This window comes from Amycolatopsis sp. NPDC102522 (genome assembly GCF_055584485.1).
In genome coordinates this window covers 14,189-31,596 of sequence record NZ_JBVJLY010000032.1, presented here as the reverse complement: position 1 = coordinate 31,596, position 17,408 = coordinate 14,189, and the positions used below count along the sequence as shown (strand labels likewise).

Here is a 17,408-nt window from a genome sequence, read left to right as displayed (position 1 = left end):
TTGCGCGAAGATGCGGGGATGGGTTACCGGACCTGGATGCGGTACTTCACACCGTCCGCCGTGCACCGACGGCTGGGCCTGGTGTGCCTCGGGGTAGGGCTGCAGCACGGCGCGCTGCCCGTCGTCGGGCCTCGTGTGCTCGATCACTACGTGGCCGTCGTGGTGTCCAAGGGGCGCGGGTGGTTCGCCGTGGCGGGCGGGGAACGGCAGGAGGTCGTCGCGCCCGCCCTGCTGTGGCTCGTCCCCGGGGTCGGGCACCACTACGCGCCCGACCCCGGGCAGGGCTGGGAAGAGTGCTTCGTCGACTTCGACGGCAGCGCCGTGGAGGCCTACGTGGAGCTCGGCTACGTCACCCCTGGGACGCCGGTGGTGCCGCTGGGCGACGTCGAGGTCGTCCGCGACATCGTGAGCCGGATCGTGCGCTGCGCGCGGGGCGGCAGCCCGCTGGCCCAGGTCGACGCCTCGGCGGCCGTGCACCATCTGCTGGTGGCGCTGCGGCGGGCCGCCGACAGCACCCCCAGCGACGGCTCCCTGCTGGAGGCGTTGGCGCGCGACGCGCTGCTGCCGATCAGCGTCGCGGAGATCGCGGCCCGCCGCGGCATGACGCTGCCCGAACTGCGCGCCGCCGTCCGCCGGAGCACCGAATCGGGACTGAAGGACCATCTGCTGACGCTCCGCCTCAACCGCGCGAAGGAACTCCTGGCCACCACGCGGATGCCGGTCCAGGAGGTGGCCCAGGCGGTCGGCTACGAGGACGCCGCCTACTTCAGCAGGCTTTTCACCCGCCGGGCCGGGGTCTCCCCCGGACGCTTCCGCGAGTCACGCGTCCAGGCCGTCCCCGGTGGCTGGAGTTCGCGGATCCCCTCGCCCGACGACCCGCCGCTGGTGCCCGACTGACCCCTTGGACTTCCGTGCGGCACCGCTTGGACTTTCCGCGCACTAAGTGCATGAACAACGCTTGAAGTTGAGCGAAAGCGTTGACTTACGCGCAGTAACGTTCATAACATCGGCGACCGCCCCGCCAACTGTGGTGCGGGTCACCCTTGGGAGAGAGTCATGCGGACCCTGCCTCTTCTCGGCGCCGCGGCGTTGGCCGTGGCGGCGACCACGGTGGTACCGGCGTCGTCCGACGCCGCGCCGCCGGACGCGACGTACACCATCACGGTCGACGCCAAGAAGTCGTTCAGCCCGACCACCGACACCCCGGCGAGTAGCTATGTCGACAAGGACGGCACGTTCTACTTCCAGCAGGCGGCCGCGCTCTACGGCGCCGACCAGCCGCGCGAGTGGGACTTCTACAGCGGACGCGATTTCGACAGCTTCACCAAGAACCCGATCAGCAAGGCGGTCAACCCGGCCAACCCGGCCGACCGCAACGACGACACGACCTGGCGGTGCAACAACAGCCCCACCGGCAAGGAGTCCACGAATCCGCCCGCCGGTTCGGGCTACTCGCAGCGGAACTTCTGCGACCTCGTCGGCACCTGGGTCGATCCGGACACCGGCGACTGGTATGGCCTGATCCACAACGAGTTCACGCCCGAACCGTTCGGCGCGTACTCGTTCTCGCACTACGACGCGATCGACATGGCGGTCTCGAAGGACCAGGGCAAGACCTGGTCCATCAAGGACCACGCGATCACTTCGCCCTACAGCACGAAACGCGGGGACACGACGGCCTTCCCGCATCAGACGTTCGACTACGGCGACGGCGACCCGCGCCTGTTCGTCGACACCGCCTCCGGGTACTTCTACGTCTACTACGGCTCGCGCATCGTGCCGAAGGCCGGCGCGGGCGGCCCGATGGTCGGGCTGGCGCACGTCGCCCGCTCGCCGATCTCGGCCAAGATGGCGACCGGTTCGTGGCAGAAGTGGTTCGACGGCGGCTGGACCCAGCCCGGCGTCGGCGGCCGCGAGAGCAACATGACTCCGGTGTCCGCCGCCGGCGACACCGGCTACACGCCCGTCGCGGACGACTACGACCCGGCCAACACCGGCAACGTCAGCCAGCAGATCGCCGCGGGGCAGCTGCCGCGCAAAGCCGACCTGTTCATCATGAACATCGCCTACAACGCGCATCTCGGGCTCTACATCGGCGCGCCCGAGGCCGTGGACAGCGTCGTCCCCCAGCGGTACTACGCGACCGACAACCTGGCGACGCAGAAATGGCGGCTGATCGGCGACACCGGGAGCTACACCAACCAGTCCTGGTACCGCTGGTTCGTCGACGCCGCGAACAAGACGAACTCGACCATCATCGGCAAGCAGTTCCGGTCGTACTGCGCGGTGGCTTGTTCCGGCGACGCGGGCGGCGAGTACACCACCCAGACCATCACGTCGTCCGCTCCCGCACCGTCCCCTGTGGACACTTCCCGCAAGTACCGCATCGGCCTCGGCGACGGCCGGGTTCTCGCGCAGGGCAACGGAAGCGCGACGACGTCCGTCGCGAGTACGACCGGCACCGACCGTGAGGCGTGGCAGTTCTCGTCCGACGGCGACGGCTCCTACCGCGTCACCAACGCCGCCACCGGCCAGTTCCTCGGCGTCGACGCCGTGCAGGCGGGCCGGGCCTGGGGTGCGAAACCCACGGTCACGTCGTCCTCGACGGTCGGTCAGCAGTGGTTCGTCATCCCGTCCACTGTGGACAAGGGAACCTTCCGGCTGGTGAACCGCTACAGCGGGCTCGTGCTCGGCCTGTCCGGCAAGACGTCGCGTTCGGCGGAGACCACCCCGCTGCGCTCCTGGACCGACACCAGCGGGAACGCCGTCGGCGACGGGCGGACCGCGGCCGAGCAGACACTGAAGTTCACCGACGCCGGCGCGGGCACGCTCGACGGGGTCCACACGCTGACCGCGTCCGGCAAGAACCTCGACGACCCGGATTCGTCGACGGCCACCGGCACTCCCTTGGTCACCTGGGCGCCAAACCAGGGCGCCAACCAGAAGTGGCTGTTCACCAAGCAGTCCGACGGTTCCTACACCCTGACCAACACGCATTCGAAACTGTGCGCCGACGTCGAGGGCGGGGCCACCAGCGCGGGCGCGCGGGTCGTCCAGTGGACGTGCACCGGCGGGCCCAATCAGCGCTGGACAGCGGCGAAGCAGCCTGACGGCACCTACAAGATCGCCAGCGTCCGGTCGAATCTGCTGCTGACGACAGCGTCCACTTCGGACGGTGCGGCCGTCACCCAACGGGCCGACACCGGCTCCGCACTTCAGTTGTGGGCGATCAAGTAGTCCGCATTGTTGCCGGGTGGCCCTCCCCCTTTCGGGTGGCGGGCCGCCCGGTTGCGTTTGTGTGGCCCATCACACTCTCGATGCACGTCCATGATCCGCAACCGTCTCCCCTTGTGAGAGCACTTTCGGTGAAAAGCTCACCGAAGCGTGGAGGGAGAACACCATGAAGCACAAGGGAATCGTCCGCACCGCCACCATCACCGGCGTCGCCGCCGCACTGAGCCTCGCCGCCATCGTCCCGGCGCTGGCCGGCCCGCTGAGCAACCCGCTGGCCGCCCCTGGAGGCGACCCTGTCACCACTGTCGCGGACCTCGACGGCGACGGCGAACTCGAAACCGTCACCGCGCAGCTGACCGGCGACAACGACCAGGTCATCTCCGCGACCGTGAACGGCACGTTCACCTCGATCCACCTCGGCGCCGACAGCGCCGTCCCGCTGGAGGCCCCGCGCGTCACCGACCTCAACGGAGACGGCCGCGCCGAACTCATCGTCACCCAGTCGGTGGGCGCCAACACCACCTTCTTCACCGCCCTGCACTTCGACGGCCGCAACCTCAGCCAGGTCGTCGACAACGACAGCAAGCCCCTCTCGATCGCCGAAGGCGGCGGCGTCGCCGCGCACCTCGGCTACCAGTGCACCCCGCTCGAAGGCGGCGGCCGCACCTTCGAAACCGTCGCCGCCGAAGCCGACGACATCAGCGCCGACCCGCTGACCTACAGCGGCACCCGCACCGTCTACACCCTTCGCGACGGCGCGCTGACCACCCAGAACACCGTCGCCATCGACCACCGCCCGGTCACCGACCCGGTGCTGAGCGCCGACGCCACCACCTGCGGCCAGACCGGCAGCTGATCGGGCAGACCTGTTGCCCGCGAACACCTTTCAGCCGGAGCTCGGTTCGCGACCTTGTTACGTTTCCCACGCAGGCGAAAAGACGATGGGAGAAGCTCGATGTTTCGTAAACTCGCCACCGGTGTCGGTGTCGCGGTCTTCGCTGTCGGCGCCGCGGTTTCCGTCGCGGCACCCGCTTCCGCCACCCAGGATTCCTATACGGTCGTCGGCCGCTGGGCCGGGACCGGGGACGAACAGGCAGGAACATGCGAAGGCCTGAGGCTGCTCTACTTCCCCAGCGGCGAATGCGTGTTCTTCAACGGCAACACCGAATTGCGCGTCCCCAACTGAGGCCCGCCGCCACCTGAACTCCGTGAAGGCCTCCTTCACCACCTTGAGGGTAGGGAAGGAGGCCTTCACGCGCTGGACGCGATGCTGGGGGGGCGGCAAGCGTTGCGAACGGCTTCACACTAGCGGCCTTCGCGACGTGACCTCGACTGTCCACAAGGGACAACTTTCCCGCCAAAGTACCCGGTTGAGCGGTTCGCAAAGGGGGTCGTGAGTGACAAAGAGCGCTAGAACGACACTTACCGCTCACGACTCAGCACAGAACCGTGCATGCCGACATCAATCGGACAGGCCGCCTACGGAGCGTAGGTCAGGCAATTGGCGGCATGGTCACCTTCACCCGGTCCCACCCGGACACTCGATGCGGTGCATTCCAAAGCGGAATTGTGACGGCAATCGGACCGAGAGCAGGCTCCCACCTGCGCGGTCACCCGATCGAGGCCACCTTTGGTGTTGAGCGGGACGAACGTTCCGCAATCGGCCGATCCATTGTCGCCACCCACCGTGATGGCGAAAGCGTGACAGCCGTCGTGGTTGTACGAACATCCGCTGACCGTGCATTCGTGGACAGCGGGCATTTCGGTGGTGGTCATAACGACTCCTGTACATCGTGGTGGTGGTGTCGTTCGGTATGACCAGGGTTACACCGCTCTCCACGCGCGGCAATTCGGGGAAATTCATTCACGTCTGGCGAGTAGCCGTTCCAGCCAGGATTCCCGTGCGGCGAGGCACGATCGGGCGACAGCGGATTCCGGCGCGAGGTCGTGGAAGCCGTGAAAGGCGCCGCCCCAGACATGCAATTCCGCCTCGCCGCCGGCGGCCCAGATCGCGCTCGCGTACGCCACGGCCTCGTCCCGGAACACTTCGACAGCGCCGACGTCGATGAACGTCGGCGGCAGACCGCTGAGATCCGTCGCGCGCGCGGGAGCCGCATAAGGCGAGACGTCGGCGGCTCCCCGACGCTCCCCCAAGACCATCGTCCACGCCGTCAGGTTGCTGGTCCGGTCCCAGACGCCGACCCCGTCGTACTGCCGCGCCGACACGGTCTCGTTGCGGTCGTCGATCATCGGGCACTGAAGCACCTGCCCGGACAACCTCGGTCCGCCTCGATCCCGCGCCAGCAGCGTGACGCCCGCGGCGAGCCCACCGCCGCCGCTCCCGCCGAAGATGACCAGCCGGTTTGGATCGAATCCCAGCTCGTCCGCGTGCGCGGCCATCCACTCCAGACCGGCGTAGCAGTCCTCCACCGGCACCGGATGCGGATGTTCCGGCGCCCTGCGGAATTCGACGGTGACCGCGACCGCGTCGTACTTCATCGCCCAGTCGACGAGCGGGTGTACCGAAGCGAACCGGTCGGCCATCACCATTCCGCCGCCGTGGACGTGATAGATCCCCGGCCCGCCGCCGCGGTGGTCCTCGCGCGCGATGACCGAGACGAGGATCTCCGCGCCGCCGTGGCCGGGGATCGTGTGGTCGGTCCAGGTGACCGGACGGTCGCCGATCTGCTCTTCGATGGACGGGAACTTCAACGCCCGGAAGCGCTCCAGCTGCTCCGCCGTCATGCCGACCGGGACGTGGCCCGCCAGCGCGGGCAGCACGGCGGCGAGTTCGGGATCGTATGCGGGCTCGACCATCGCGCGAGCCTAGCCACCCGGCGCCGACAACCTGTATACGGCAAGCTGTATACGACAAGGTCAGAGATCGAGGTCGAGCCGCGACGACGCACGTGAGACACAGCAGTACATCCGCCCCGGCGGCGCGCCGATGTCGTCCCGGTGCTCCGGTTCGCCGCCGACGACGCCGATCTCGCAGCTGCCGCAAACCCCTTCGCGGCACCCGGACGGGATCCGGAACCCCGCGTGGTTCAAAGCGTCCAGCAGGGACTCTTCCGCGGCGACAGGCACCGTCCGTCCTGATCGGACACAGTTCACTTCGAAAGGCTCAGGGGGCGCGAATTCCTTGACCACCGGCCGGAACCGTTCGAGGTGCAGCCCTTGCGCGGGAAACGCCGCTTCGGCCGCGTCGAGCATCGAAGCGGGGCCACAGCAGTAAACCAGCGCCCTCGGGCCGAGCTCTGCCGCCAGCGCGGCGAAATCGGGTCTGCCGTGCTCGTCGGTGGCGTGGACGCGCACCCGGTCACCGTAGGCGGCCTGGAGTTCGGCGGCGAACGGCATGGCGGCCAGAGACCTGCCCACGTACACCAACCTGGCCGACGCGCCCGCCGCGATCGCCGCCGCCAGCATCGGCTTCATGGGGGTGATGCCGATCCCACCGGCCAGGAACAGGTATTCCGGCGCGGGCAGCAACGGAAAATTGTTGCGCGGCAACGAGACTTCGAGGGTGCGGCCCGTGCGCAGGAACAGGTGGATGTACTCCGAGCCGCCCCGGCTGAGCCGGTCGTGCCGGACGGCGACCCGGTAGCTGCCGCGATCGGCCGGATCCCCGCACAGCGAGTACTGCCGGGTCAGCCAGTTCGGCAACGCCAGATCGACGTGCGCGCCCGGCTCCCAGGGGGCCAGCGGGCCCTCGGCGCCGCGCAGGACGAGTGACACGGCGCCTTCGGCGACCGGCTCGACACGGTCGAGAATGGTCTTCTGCATCAGCGAAATCCCCTCAGTACAGCTGCCGGTAGCTGGTTTCGAGCATTTCCTCCAGCACCGACGGATCGAGGTCGAGGCCCATCTGCTCGGTGGCGATCTCGCCCGCGGACGGCAGTTCGTCCGCCAGCGCCTGGCTCGCGGGATCCCAGAGCCGGGACCGGACCAGCGCCCGCCCACAGTGGAAGAACGTCTCGGCGACCTCCACGGCGATCGCCAGTTCCGCCGGCTTGCCTTCGGTGCGCATCCGGGCGAGCACGTCCGGCTCGTCGGTGGGATACGCGTGACCGTTGACCCGGAACACTTCCCGCAGACCGGGGACCACGAACATCAAGCCGATCCCGTCGTTCTCGGCGAGGTTGCGGAAGGAGTCGGCGAGCTTGTTGCCCGGCCGGTCGGGGATCGCCAGGGTGCGTTCGTCGAGCACCTTGACGAAACCCGGGTAGTCGCCGCGCGGTGAGCAGTCGGGCAGCCCCGTCGCGTCCGCCGTCGCCATCGCCACGAACGGGGCATGGGCGATGAAGCGGTGGCCGTGCTTGTCGACGCGGTCGTGGACCTTGGCCTTGATCATCGCCTCCGGTTCGCCGAGCCGGGCACGCACCTCCTCGTACGAGATCCGGCGCGGACGCGTCTCATTGACGAGATAACTGCTGGTCATGGCACAATTATGAGCAATTGTTCAGCCCGTCCGCTACTCGCTTTCACGCCGCTTCACCCGGGAGTGCCATGACGTCGGACCAGCGCCGCATCCAGCCACGTAAACAGCCTCGCCAGGTCCGCGCCGAGCTGACCCGGCAGCGCATCCTCACCGCGGCTGCTCACATTTTCGCCGAGTACGGGTACGCCGCGGGGACCACGAACCGCATCGCCGAACGGGCCCGCGTCTCGATCGGTTCGCTGTATCAGTACTACCCGAACAAGGACGCGATCCTGGCCGAGTTGCTGACCCGCCACCTCGACGGCGACCGCGGCACAGCCACGCTGCGTCGCTACAAAGAATCGCCCGAACCGCTCGAGACCATCATCAGGGCGTTCGTGCGCACGGTGATCGACAACCACCTCGACGATCCGCAGCTGCTGCGGATCATGATCGAGCAGGCGCCGCGCTCCGGGGAAGTGCTGGAGCGGGTCACCCGGGTGAAGTGGGAGATGATCGACGATCTGCTCGACCTGCTCAACGCTCATCCCGAAGTCCGGGTCCAGGACAAGGACACCGCGTCCCGGCTCGTCGCGTCGACGGTGGAGATGACCGTGCACCACCTCATCGCCGCGCCCGGCTCCATCGACGTCACGCGGCTGGAGAACGAACTCGTGACGATGATCACCGGTTACCTGCGCACCTGATTTTCGGGGGTTGACCAGGCGCTGAGCGGGTACTCACCGGTGTGATCCGAGCAGAGAACAGGATGCGCGACCTCGTCGCTCGCTGGCAGCGGAGAGGCGGCACTCTCGCGTTGGCATGGACGTTGATCACCCTCGGCCTGGCCACGATGCTGTGGGTGTCGGGTTTCCGCGCGTGGCCGGTCTATCTGACGACGGTGCCGGGTGCCGTCGTCTCCGCGCTGCTGTGGGTCGGCGTCGCGCGCACCCGCCGGAAGTCGGAGCCCGCCGAAGAGCAGCCGGGCTAGGGCGTGTTTCACAAGTCTGTTCGATGGGCTTCGTGATCCAGGTGGTTCCTGACGGTGCGGGCGGATCGCCCTCGTACCGGGTCGTACTCGGGCGCATCCGCCCGTGCCGTCAGGGACCACCTGGGCGCGAAGACCGCGAACATGACTTGTGAAACACGCCCTAGTTCGTCGCGCGAGTGGCGAGCTTGTCGAACTCGCGGTCCGGCAGGGTTCTGTTGAGTTCGAGGAGTTTCTCGGCGAGGTGCCCGACGGCGTAGCGCGTTTCCGGCCGGTCGGACTCGATGGCGCCGCGGATGGCTTCCACGACGACCGAGGGGTCGGAGCCGTCGCTGAGCCCGGTTTCGCCGTGCCGTGCCATGGCTTCCGCCATCGCCCCGTACGCCCCGCCGCCGGAGATCTCCCGGAGCTGCGCGGACGTCCGGTCTTCGAACTCGGTCTTGATGATGCCCGGCTGGATGATCACGACGTCGATGCCGAAGGGCTCGACTTCCATGCGAAGTGTGTCGGAGAAGGCTTCGAGCGCGTGCTTCGACGCGTAGTACCAAGCACCGAGCGGCAACGCGATCTCGCCGCCGATCGACGAGACGTTGACGATCGTGCCGGATCCCCGCGCCCGCATGGCGGGCAGGACGAGCTGCACCAGCCTGGCCGGCGCGAGGAGGTTGACTTCGAGCTGGTCGCGCGCGCTGTCGAGCGGCACGTCCTCGACGGCGCCGTGCAGGACCGTTCCGGCGTTGTTGACCAGGACGTCGATCCGCTGCTGCTCGTCGAGGACGGTGTCGACAGCGCGGCGGAGATCGTCCTCGTCCCGGGCGTCCATCTTCAGCGGATGGCCGCCCGCCGCGCGGAGGTCGTCCATCTTCTCCACGCGCCTCGCGGCGCCGTAGACCGTATGCCCGGCGCGCAGGAGCTCCAGCGCGGTGGCGTGGCCGATCCCCGACGAAGCGCCGGTGACCAGGCAGACCTTGGTCGTCATCCCGTGTGCACCTCCCGATCTCTTCACCGCTCACGAAACACCGGTTTTCCTCTTGCAGCAACGTCGATTCGCTGTCTGTCCAGGTGAAAGGCTTACAATCGATGCAATGACTCTGAAGCTGAATGCACCGAAGCAGGAGGACAGGTGCCGGGAGACCGTCTGACCCACGACGAGCGCCGGCAGATCGCCTCGGGACTGACGGCGGGGCTCACCTACGCCGAGATCGCCCGCGGGATGGAACGCCCGAAATCGACGGTCATCCGCGAGGTGGCGCGCAACGGCGGCGCCCACGGCTACCGGGCAGGCCGGGCGCAGCAGGCGACGCGATGGCGGGCGCGCCGCCGCAAACCCGGCACGCCTCCCGTCGCCGAACCCGCCGGGCGCACCCCGGAAGCCTTGAGCGACTTCGAGCGCGAGTTCGCCGAGATGATGGCCGCGACCGGGGTCCCGGCGATGATGGCCAGGGTGCTGGCCTGCCTGTTCACCGGGGACACCGGCGGCAGTACCGCCGCCGAACTCGCCGCCCGGCTGGAGGTCAGCCCCGCGTCGGTGTCCAAGGCCGTCGGCTGGCTCGGGCAACGCGGCCTGATCGGCCGCGAACGCGAAGGCAGGCGGCAGCGGTACGTCATCGACGACCAGTTCGGCTACCGGGCCTGGCAGGCCAGTCTCGAAGCGATGACCAAGTGGGCGGAGGTCACCCGGCGGGGCGCCGGTCTGCTCGACGGCCCGGCGGGGGCGCGGATGGAGGCCACCAGCCGGTTCTTCCGGCACCTGCACCAGGACATGAGCGAGGCGGCCGAACACTGGCGGCGGACAAGCCTGCGGTGACACACAACGCGGGAGGCGTCTATCCGTCCGACAGTTCGCGGGCCTCGCTTAAAGCGGCTTTCCACGCGTCGAGGTAGTCCGAAGCGGGCACTCGCGACCGCCGTTCGAACACCGAATCCCCAGGGTCGTCCGTCTCGGCGATCAGCACGTCCTCGCCCTCGCGCCAGATCAGCAGGTGCCAGCATTGGTCGAGTTCCCAGAACGGCTCCTGCGGGGTGCCCAGCGGGATGTCGTCGAGCGTCCACCCTCGCAAGGTCACTTCCACGTTGTCCCACCAGGAGAATTCGGCGAGCAGGACGTTGTCGCCGTCGACGAACCGCAACCCGTGCCCCGGCACGTTCTCCCGCCGGAAGAACCGCACGGCGAACCCCTCGACCACGGTGAACCCGGTGGTGTCCAGGTCCGCGATGATGTCGTCCACGAGAGCGACTTTACGGAGAAGGGCGGGCGGCCGAAGCCGCCCGCCCTTCTCGAAACGCCCTGAGGTCATCCGCGCTTGGACTCTTCCCAGGTCACCTTCTTCACCTGGGGGCCGTCGTCCTTGGCGTGGCTCGCCAGGCCGTTGAGCCCCTTGAAGTAGTCACCGGCCTGGGCCTGCGCCTGCGGCGACATGTCGGTGTCGCTGATCGCGATGCCGTGGATGTGCTCCGCCCAGTCGCCCTGGCTCGGGGTGCGGTGCCACGCGGCGAACCCGACCTCGCGCAGCGCCTTCACCGCGGCGTTCTTGTTCGAGATGTTGTTCACCGAGATGTCGACGGCGCCACCGCCGTCGTGCGTGCCGCCCGAGGCGCCGACACCGCCCGCGTTGTACGAGCCCTGGGTGACGGTGAACTTGACCCCGGCCTTCTTCTCCGCGGCCGCGATCATGTCTGCGGTGCGCTTGTTCACCGTCTTTCCGTCCAGGCTGGTCTTCGACCCGACGCTGATCGGCGCTGTCACGGTGTAGCGACCCTTGCCCAGTTCGGTCAGCGAACCCTTGCCCGGCAGCCCGGTCGCGGCCAGGCCACTGTGTCCCAGCGACTTCTGGTACTTCTCGTACGCCTTGACCGTCGAGGTGCCGAAGTGACCGTCGACCTGCTTCTTGTCGAGCAGGTTCTTCGCCGCCAGCGCCTCTTCGACCACCTTGACGCTCGGGCCGGAGCCCGGCGTGATCGCCTGGTCGGCCTTGTACGGATCCCACATGGCCGCCTTGATCACGGCCTCCATGTTGACCGACGGCGCGGCCACCGCAGGCTGTCCCGCCGTCACCCCCATGAGCGCGGCGCCGGACAGAGCGGTGAACATCGCGGCGGTTGCCACCTTGCGCATGACTGCTCCTTCACTCGGTGCTGCTCCCTGTGAACAGCTTGTGACCGACACTGCCCTGGACGAGGGACCGTCCGGAACCACCTGGACGGAACGTCTGACGTCAAAAACCGCAGGTTGACAGCGTTTGACAGCGCCTCGACCAGGACAGCCCCGCTGGTCGGCACGGCGATCCGGACGAAGTTCGCGATATAGTCACCTGGCCGCGCAGAGTGACGAAAATCGTTGTCACGTTGGACACGAACGCGAGGGGGAGCGTGCCGGGACCGCAAGCGGAAGAACGGGCGCCGGAGCTCGAAGCGTTCATGGACGGGCTTCGGAAGCTGCGGACGGGGGCCGGTGAGCCCTCCTTCCGGAAGATGGCCGCGAAGTCCGGCGCGGTGTCCCACGCGACCCTGCACCTCACCGTCACCGGCAGACGGCTGCAGCCGTGGGAGACCGTCCGGGAGTTCGTCCGTGCCTGCGGCGGCGACGAAGAGGAGTGGCACGCCCGCTGGCAGGGCGTCCAGCTCGTGCTGTCCGCCGAGCGCGAGCCTGACCCCGTGCCCACCCGGTCCAGGTGGCGGTCCAAGCGGGTCCTGGTGCCGCTGGCCCTCGTGCTCGTCGCCGCGATCGCCGCCGTCGTCGTCCTCCTGCTGCCGGGCGAGCCCGGACCGCCGCATCCCGGCGATTCGAGCAGTTTCGTCGCCGACGTGACCATCCCCGACGACACCGTGGTCAAACCGGGCACGCAGTTCGTGAAGGTGTGGGAGATCAAGAACAGCGGCACCGTCGAGTGGAAGAAGCGGTACCTGCGCCGCACCGACCTCCCGGTCGCGCCCGGCGCCTGCCGCACCCCGGACCGGATCCCGGTCAACGACACCGCGCCGCAGGGGAACGTCCAGGTGACGGTCACCGTGAGCACCCCGCCGTCCGCCCCCGCCGACTGCAAGGTGTTCTGGAAGATGGTCGACGAACAGGACCGGGAACTGTTCCCCGGCAACAAGCCGATCTACTTCTCCGTGCTCGTGCGCCCCTGAGGCGAATCCCGGCGAAAACACCTCGTTCGACCGGAAAAGTGCGCTAGCCGCCGCATTCCGTGCTGCCTACGCTGAATTCCGCGCACGGAAATCACAAAATTCCTCGGGAGTCTCCAGTGAGAACAACGAGAATCGTGTTCTGCGCCTTGTTCGCCCTCGCCGCCGCCTGCCTTTCCCCCGCGGCCTCGGCGACGCAAAACGCGTTCACCCTGTCCAGTACCGCTTTCGCCAACGGCGGCCTCATCCCCAAGGTCCACGAGTGCACCAGCGGCGGCGGCCAGGACCCCGCGAAGAGGAACGAGTCGCCGCCGCTGGCGTGGTCGGGCGCTCCCGCCGCGGCCAAGAGCTACGCGATCGTCATGCGCGACCTCGACAACAACAACCTCATCCACTGGGTCATCTACGACATCCCGCCGGCCGCGGCCTCGCTCCCCCAGAACGTCCAGCACGTCTACAAGCCGCCCGTTCCCGCCGGGGCCAGGCAGATCTACTACCGCGGGAGCGCGAGCCTCTACGGCTACCAGGGTCCGTGCTCGCCCTCGACCGTGAACACCTACGAGTTCGTCCTGCACGCGCTCAACCAGGCGTCGCTCACCAGCCTGACCTCCAGTTCGTCGACGCAGACCGCCGCCAGGGCGATCGCCGCGGCCTCGATCGGCACGGCGAGGATCAGCGGCGAGTCGTAGCTCGGTGACACCGGCGGGATACGCAGAGCCAACCGGTGTCCGCGACGGGAGGCCCGCCGATCATCCGTGGCAAAATCGGCCCAATGCAGATCGGGATGCTGGGCTCCTTCGAGGTTCGCACGGATGACGGCGGCCTCGCCGACGTGCCGGGTGCCCGGCTGCGGGGGCTGCTGATCGCCCTCGCGCTCGACCCGGGCCGAGTGGTCCCGAAGGCGACACTCGTCGACTGGATCTGGGGCGAGCAGCCGCCCGCCGACGCGACGAACGCCTTGCAGCGCTTGGTTTCCCGGCTGCGGAAGGTACTGCCGGAAGGGGTCGTCGAGGGGCAGACGGACGGCTACCGGCTGAAGGTCGCGCCCGAAGACGTCGACGCCGTGCGGTTCGAGCGCCTCCTCGGCCAGGCGAGCGGCGACGAAGAGGCGAGGCGGCTGCGTGAAGCCCTCGCCCTGTGGCGCGGTGCCGCGATGCAGGACGTCGGCCTGCAGGACAGCGGCGCGTTCGACGCGGCGGTCACCCGGCTCGAAGGTCTTCGCCTGACGGCCATGGAGGATCGGTTCGACGCGGAGCTCGAACTCGGCCACGGCGCGAAACTGGTCACCGAACTGACCGACCTGGCGGCCGCGCATCCCCTGCGCGAGCGGCTCGTCGCCGCGCTGATGCGGGCCCTCGCCGCGACAGGGCGAGACACCGAAGCACTGCTCGTTTACCAGCGCACGAGGGAAGCGCTGGCAGACGCGCTGGGCGTCGACCCCTCGCCGGAGCTGTCCGCGGTGCATGTCGCGCTGCTGCGGGGCGAGCTGGGACGGCGGGAGGAGAACCGCAAGACCAACGTGCGCGCCGAGCTGACCAGTTTCGTCGGCAAGGAAACCGATGTCGCCAAGGTCCGCGGACTCGTCGCCGAGCACCGGCTCACCACCCTGATCGGGCCCGGCGGTTCGGGAAAGACCAGGCTGGCCACGGAAACCGCGCGCACGATGCTCGGCGACCTGCCGGACGGGGCCTGGCTGGTGGAACTCGCGGCCATCGGCCCGGACGGCGATGTCGCGCAAGCGACGCTGGCCGCGCTCGGCCTGCGGGACGCGCTGCTCGGCGACGCACCGAGCGCCGAGCCCGCCGAGCGGGTCATCGCCGCGATCCGTGACCGGGAAGTCCTGCTGATCCTCGACAACTGCGAGCACGTGATCGAGCAGGCCGCGGCCTTCGCACATCGAGTGCTCGGGGAATGCCGCCGTCTGCGGATCCTGGCGACGAGCCGGGAACCGCTCGGCATCACCGGTGAGGCGTTGTGGCAGGTCGTGCCGCTGGCACTGCCGGACCCGCACGCCGCTCCCGGCGAGATCGAATCCTCCCCCGCCGTCCGGTTGCTGCGGGACAGGGCGAGCGCGGTGAGCAAGGATTTCGTGGCCGACGAAGCCACGCTGGCCACGATGGCGCGCGTGTGCCGGGTGCTCGACGGGATGCCGCTGGCGATCGAACTGGCCGCGGCCAGGTTGCGCACCATGTCCATCGACCAGCTCGCCAACCGGCTCGACGACCGCTTCCGCCTGCTGACCGGCGGCAGCCGGACCGCGTTGCCCCGGCACCGGACGTTGCGCGCCATGGTCGACTGGAGCTGGGAGCTGCTGAGCGACGCCGAGCGGACGGTCCTGTGCCGGCTCTCGGTGTTCTCGGGCGGGGCGAGCCTGGAAGCGGCCGAGCACGTCTGCGTGAGCGAAGCCGTCGAGCAGTACGAGGTGCTCGAACTGCTCACCGCGCTGACCGAGAAGTCGCTGCTGGTCGCCGCGGGCGACGAAGCACCGCGCTACCGGATGCTCGGCACGATCAAGGAGTACGCCGAACTCCGGCTCGCCGAGGCGGGGGAATCGGCGCTGGCGCGCGACGCGCATCTCGCCTATTTCATCGAGCTCGCCGAGACCGCGGAACCGATGCTCCGCCAGGCCGAGCAACTGGAATGGCTCGCGAAGCTCAACGCCGACCACGACAACATCACCTCCGCGATGCGCCGCGCGCTCGCGGCGGCCGAGGCACCGGCGGCGATGCGGCTCGCGGCGGCCTGCGGCTGGTACTGGTGGCTCAGCGGGCACCGGACGGAAGGCATGGAACTGGTCAAGGCGGCCGTCGAGACACCGGGCGAAGTGCCCGACAACGTCGCGGCCATCGTGTACGGCCTCGTCTCGCTGTTCGTGAGCTCCGGCTTCGCCGACGAATACACCGCGGAGAAGTGGATCCACGAGTCGTACCGGCTCGGACAGAAGAGCGAGGACAACCATCCGCTGCTCGGGCTCGTGGCCCCGCTGGTGCGCATGCTGGCCGGTGAGGAAACGCTGTCCGCCTGGGAACCGGTGCTGGAGAACGAAAACGCGTGGGTCCGCGCGATGGCGCGGCTGCACCTCGGCAAGATGCGGATCACGCTCGGCCATCCCGGCGAAGAGGCGGACACCTATCTCGAACAGGCGCTCACCGAGTTCCGGGCCATCGGCGAACGGTTCGGGATCTCGTTCGCCCTGACCGAACTCGCGGACCGGATCGCCACCCGCGGCGAGTTCGCGACCGCGTGCGAGTACTACGAACAGGCGATCACGGTGGTGACCGAGGTCGGATCCGTCGAGGACCTGATCCGGCTGCGGTCGCGGCAGGCGCAGCTGTACTGGCTGATGGGCGACGAGGAGGCCAGCGCGGCCGCCGCGGCCGAAGCGCAGCGGTGCGCCGAACAGGTCACGTGGCCGGGCGCGCTCGGCATGCTGGCCCTCGCCCGCGCGGAACTCGCGCACTGGCGCGGCGAGACCGGGGAAGCCGCACGGGAGCTCGACATCGCGATGAGCGTGATGGGCGACGAAGCGGAATTGGGACACGTCCGTGCCATCGCCAACGACCTGCTGGGCTATTTCGCGGACGACCTCGACAAGGCACGGGAGCACCGGGAAGCGGCCTGGCAGGCGGCGGCCGAGGTGCGGCACGTACCCCTGATCGCCCACATGATCGTCGGGATCGCGGACTTCGCCCTGCGCCGCGACGATCCGGAGCAGGCCGCGCGGCTGCTCGCGGCGGCCGACGAGCTGCGTGGGCTGCCGGACCGGTCACGTCCGGACGTGACTCGGATCGAGGAGACAGTGCTGCGCCGCCTCGGCGAAACGAAGTTCGCGGAGGCGGCGCGAGAAGGCACCACTGCGGAATGGAAGCACCTGGTCGAGGTCACGCTCGCTTCTTGAACGTCGAGGACGCCCACAGGTAGCCGACGAGCGCGATCCCGGCGCACCAGCCGAGGGCGGGGAGCACGTCGCCCGCGGCCGGGGCCCCGTTGAGCAGCCCGCGCAGGGTCTCGATGATCGGGGTGAAGGGCTGGTACTCCGCGAACTCCCGGAGCCCGGGTCCCATCTTCTCCGCCGGCACGATCGCGCTGCTGAAGAACGGCAGCATGACCAGCGGCACCGACGCCATCCCCGCGGTTTCCGGGGACTTCGCCGCCAAGCCCAGCGCGATCGTGAGCCAGCCCGCCGCGAAACCGAGCAGTACGACGATGCCGATGACACCGAGCCAGTCGAGGAAACCCGCCGCCGGGGAGAAACCCAGCAGGAACGCCACTCCGGTGAGCGCCGCGATGGCGATCAGGTTGGTCAGCAGACTGGTGACGACATGCCCGGTCAGCACCGCGCCGCGGGAGACGTCCATGACCTTGAAACGGTTGATGATGCCCTTCGTCATGTCGGAGTTCACCGCCGTCGCGGTGCCGCCGAGGCCGTAACAGACGGCCAGCAGCATCAGGCCCGGTGTCGCGTAGTCGATGTAGTCGACGCCGACGCTGAACGCGTCTCCGAACACGTAGACGAACATCAGCATCATCACGACCGGCATCAGGATCGCGTTGAACACCGAGGTCGGATTGCGGGTGAGGTGCTTGAAGTTGCGGCGGAGCATCACCAGCGAAGGGGACTTGGCGCGCGCGGTCGAGGTG

18 protein-coding genes are annotated in these 17,408 nt (G+C 68.7%); 10 read left to right on the top strand and 8 right to left on the bottom strand.

What is annotated here, in order from left to right; all coding sequences use genetic code 11:
- The first annotated feature begins 18 nt into the window (after nt 1-18).
- From ACZ6YV_RS41075 to ACZ6YV_RS41060, 4 genes are all read left to right on the top strand, one after another.
- Nucleotides 19-897 (top strand): helix-turn-helix domain-containing protein, encoded by an 879-nt coding sequence (locus ACZ6YV_RS41075; RefSeq protein ID WP_465514805.1) that lies wholly within the window; start codon nt 19-21, stop codon nt 895-897.
- A gap of 159 nt (nt 898-1,056) precedes the next feature.
- Nucleotides 1,057-3,237 (top strand): RICIN domain-containing protein, encoded by a 2,181-nt coding sequence (locus tag ACZ6YV_RS41070; protein WP_465514804.1) that lies wholly within the window; start codon nt 1,057-1,059, stop codon nt 3,235-3,237.
- A gap of 163 nt (nt 3,238-3,400) precedes the next feature.
- Nucleotides 3,401-4,090, top strand: coding sequence for an FG-GAP repeat domain-containing protein (locus tag ACZ6YV_RS41065; protein ID WP_465514803.1), 690 nt, complete (start codon nt 3,401-3,403; stop codon nt 4,088-4,090).
- A 99-nt stretch (nt 4,091-4,189) separates the two neighbouring features.
- Nucleotides 4,190-4,420, top strand: a complete 231-nt coding sequence (locus ACZ6YV_RS41060) for a hypothetical protein (protein WP_465514802.1) — start codon at nt 4,190-4,192, stop codon at nt 4,418-4,420.
- Nucleotides 4,421-4,713: 293 nt separating this feature from the next.
- On the opposite strand, the gene ACZ6YV_RS41055 is transcribed toward ACZ6YV_RS41060, so the two are convergent.
- The 4 genes from ACZ6YV_RS41055 to ACZ6YV_RS41040 form a co-directional block, all read right to left on the bottom strand.
- Nucleotides 4,714-5,010, bottom strand: coding sequence for a DUF1540 domain-containing protein (locus tag ACZ6YV_RS41055; RefSeq protein WP_465514801.1), 297 nt, complete (start codon nt 5,008-5,010; stop codon nt 4,714-4,716).
- An 84-nt stretch (nt 5,011-5,094) separates the two neighbouring features.
- Complete coding sequence (locus tag ACZ6YV_RS41050; RefSeq protein WP_465514800.1) at nt 5,095-6,051, bottom strand: alpha/beta hydrolase; 957 nt, start codon at nt 6,049-6,051, stop codon at nt 5,095-5,097.
- A gap of 60 nt (nt 6,052-6,111) precedes the next feature.
- The gene (locus ACZ6YV_RS41045) at nt 6,112-7,017 is read right to left on the bottom strand and encodes a PDR/VanB family oxidoreductase (protein ID WP_465514799.1); all 906 of its coding nucleotides are present in this window, start codon (nt 7,015-7,017) and stop codon (nt 6,112-6,114) included.
- 13 nt (nt 7,018-7,030) lie between these two features.
- Nucleotides 7,031-7,672 (bottom strand): MSMEG_1061 family FMN-dependent PPOX-type flavoprotein, encoded by a 642-nt coding sequence (locus tag ACZ6YV_RS41040; protein ID WP_465514798.1) that lies wholly within the window; start codon nt 7,670-7,672, stop codon nt 7,031-7,033.
- 68 nt (nt 7,673-7,740) lie between these two features.
- Here ACZ6YV_RS41040 and ACZ6YV_RS41035 point away from each other — a divergent pair, with 68 nt between their 5' ends.
- A complete protein-coding gene (locus tag ACZ6YV_RS41035) occupies nt 7,741-8,358 on the top strand; it encodes a TetR/AcrR family transcriptional regulator (protein WP_465514797.1) in 618 nt (205 codons plus the stop codon).
- Between the two features lie 62 nt (nt 8,359-8,420).
- Nucleotides 8,421-8,642, top strand: coding sequence for a hypothetical protein (locus tag ACZ6YV_RS41030; protein WP_465514796.1), 222 nt, complete (start codon nt 8,421-8,423; stop codon nt 8,640-8,642).
- Between the two features lie 160 nt (nt 8,643-8,802).
- Here the strand turns inward: ACZ6YV_RS41030 and ACZ6YV_RS41025 are convergent, their stop codons facing one another.
- Nucleotides 8,803-9,618: an oxidoreductase gene (locus ACZ6YV_RS41025; RefSeq protein ID WP_465514795.1), complete on the bottom strand. Its 816-nt coding sequence runs from the start codon at nt 9,616-9,618 to the stop codon at nt 8,803-8,805.
- A gap of 144 nt (nt 9,619-9,762) precedes the next feature.
- On the opposite strand from ACZ6YV_RS41025, the gene ACZ6YV_RS41020 reads away from it, so the two are divergent.
- Nucleotides 9,763-10,446 (top strand): helix-turn-helix domain-containing protein, encoded by a 684-nt coding sequence (locus ACZ6YV_RS41020; protein ID WP_465514794.1) that lies wholly within the window; start codon nt 9,763-9,765, stop codon nt 10,444-10,446.
- Between the two features lie 19 nt (nt 10,447-10,465).
- On the opposite strand, the gene ACZ6YV_RS41015 is transcribed toward ACZ6YV_RS41020, so the two are convergent.
- A complete protein-coding gene (locus tag ACZ6YV_RS41015) occupies nt 10,466-10,867 on the bottom strand; it encodes a hypothetical protein (RefSeq protein WP_465514793.1) in 402 nt (133 codons plus the stop codon).
- 65 nt (nt 10,868-10,932) lie between these two features.
- Complete coding sequence (locus ACZ6YV_RS41010) at nt 10,933-11,754, bottom strand: peptidoglycan-binding domain-containing protein (protein ID WP_465514792.1); 822 nt, start codon at nt 11,752-11,754, stop codon at nt 10,933-10,935.
- A gap of 254 nt (nt 11,755-12,008) precedes the next feature.
- Between ACZ6YV_RS41010 and ACZ6YV_RS41005 the strand changes: the two genes are divergently transcribed.
- The 3 genes from ACZ6YV_RS41005 (at nt 12,009) to ACZ6YV_RS40995 (ending at nt 16,665) form a co-directional block, all read left to right on the top strand.
- Nucleotides 12,009-12,770 carry an NBR1-Ig-like domain-containing protein gene (locus ACZ6YV_RS41005; RefSeq protein WP_465514791.1) on the top strand — a complete coding sequence of 254 codons (762 nt, stop codon included), beginning with the start codon at nt 12,009-12,011 and terminating at the stop codon, nt 12,768-12,770.
- 134 nt (nt 12,771-12,904) lie between these two features.
- The gene (locus tag ACZ6YV_RS41000) at nt 12,905-13,456 is read left to right on the top strand and encodes a YbhB/YbcL family Raf kinase inhibitor-like protein (RefSeq protein WP_465514826.1); all 552 of its coding nucleotides are present in this window, start codon (nt 12,905-12,907) and stop codon (nt 13,454-13,456) included.
- An 83-nt stretch (nt 13,457-13,539) separates the two neighbouring features.
- On the top strand, nt 13,540-16,665 hold the full coding sequence (locus ACZ6YV_RS40995; RefSeq protein WP_465514790.1) for an AfsR/SARP family transcriptional regulator: 3,126 nt from the start codon (nt 13,540-13,542) through the stop codon (nt 16,663-16,665).
- Here the strand turns inward: ACZ6YV_RS40995 and ACZ6YV_RS40990 are convergent.
- Nucleotides 16,649-17,371 carry an ABC transporter permease gene (locus ACZ6YV_RS40990; protein WP_465514825.1) on the bottom strand — a complete coding sequence of 241 codons (723 nt, stop codon included), beginning with the start codon at nt 17,369-17,371 and terminating at the stop codon, nt 16,649-16,651. The genes ACZ6YV_RS40995 and ACZ6YV_RS40990 overlap by 17 nt on opposite strands.
- Between the last annotated feature and the right edge of the window lie 37 nt (nt 17,372-17,408).

Bases quoted from the DNA above. Each gene is read 5' to 3' on its own strand.
- ACZ6YV_RS41075 (WP_465514805.1), top strand. From the start codon at position 19: ATGGGTTACCGGACCTGGATGCGGTACTTCACACCGTCCGCCGTGCAC.
- ACZ6YV_RS41070 (WP_465514804.1), top strand. From the start codon at position 1,057: ATGCGGACCCTGCCTCTTCTCGGCGCCGCGGCGTTGGCCGTGGCGGCG.
- ACZ6YV_RS41065 (WP_465514803.1), top strand. From the start codon at position 3,401: ATGAAGCACAAGGGAATCGTCCGCACCGCCACCATCACCGGCGTCGCC.
- ACZ6YV_RS41060 (WP_465514802.1), top strand. From the start codon at position 4,190: ATGTTTCGTAAACTCGCCACCGGTGTCGGTGTCGCGGTCTTCGCTGTC.
- ACZ6YV_RS41055 (WP_465514801.1), bottom strand. From the start codon at position 5,010: ATGACCACCACCGAAATGCCCGCTGTCCACGAATGCACGGTCAGCGGA.
- ACZ6YV_RS41050 (WP_465514800.1), bottom strand. From the start codon at position 6,051: ATGGTCGAGCCCGCATACGATCCCGAACTCGCCGCCGTGCTGCCCGCG.
- ACZ6YV_RS41045 (WP_465514799.1), bottom strand. From the start codon at position 7,017: ATGCAGAAGACCATTCTCGACCGTGTCGAGCCGGTCGCCGAAGGCGCC.
- ACZ6YV_RS41040 (WP_465514798.1), bottom strand. From the start codon at position 7,672: ATGACCAGCAGTTATCTCGTCAATGAGACGCGTCCGCGCCGGATCTCG.
- ACZ6YV_RS41035 (WP_465514797.1), top strand. From the start codon at position 7,741: ATGACGTCGGACCAGCGCCGCATCCAGCCACGTAAACAGCCTCGCCAG.
- ACZ6YV_RS41030 (WP_465514796.1), top strand. From the start codon at position 8,421: ATGCGCGACCTCGTCGCTCGCTGGCAGCGGAGAGGCGGCACTCTCGCG.
- ACZ6YV_RS41025 (WP_465514795.1), bottom strand. From the start codon at position 9,618: ATGACGACCAAGGTCTGCCTGGTCACCGGCGCTTCGTCGGGGATCGGC.
- ACZ6YV_RS41010 (WP_465514792.1), bottom strand. From the start codon at position 11,754: ATGCGCAAGGTGGCAACCGCCGCGATGTTCACCGCTCTGTCCGGCGCC.
- ACZ6YV_RS40995 (WP_465514790.1), top strand. From the start codon at position 13,540: ATGCAGATCGGGATGCTGGGCTCCTTCGAGGTTCGCACGGATGACGGC.
- ACZ6YV_RS40990 (WP_465514825.1), bottom strand. From the start codon at position 17,371: ATGCTCCGCCGCAACTTCAAGCACCTCACCCGCAATCCGACCTCGGTG.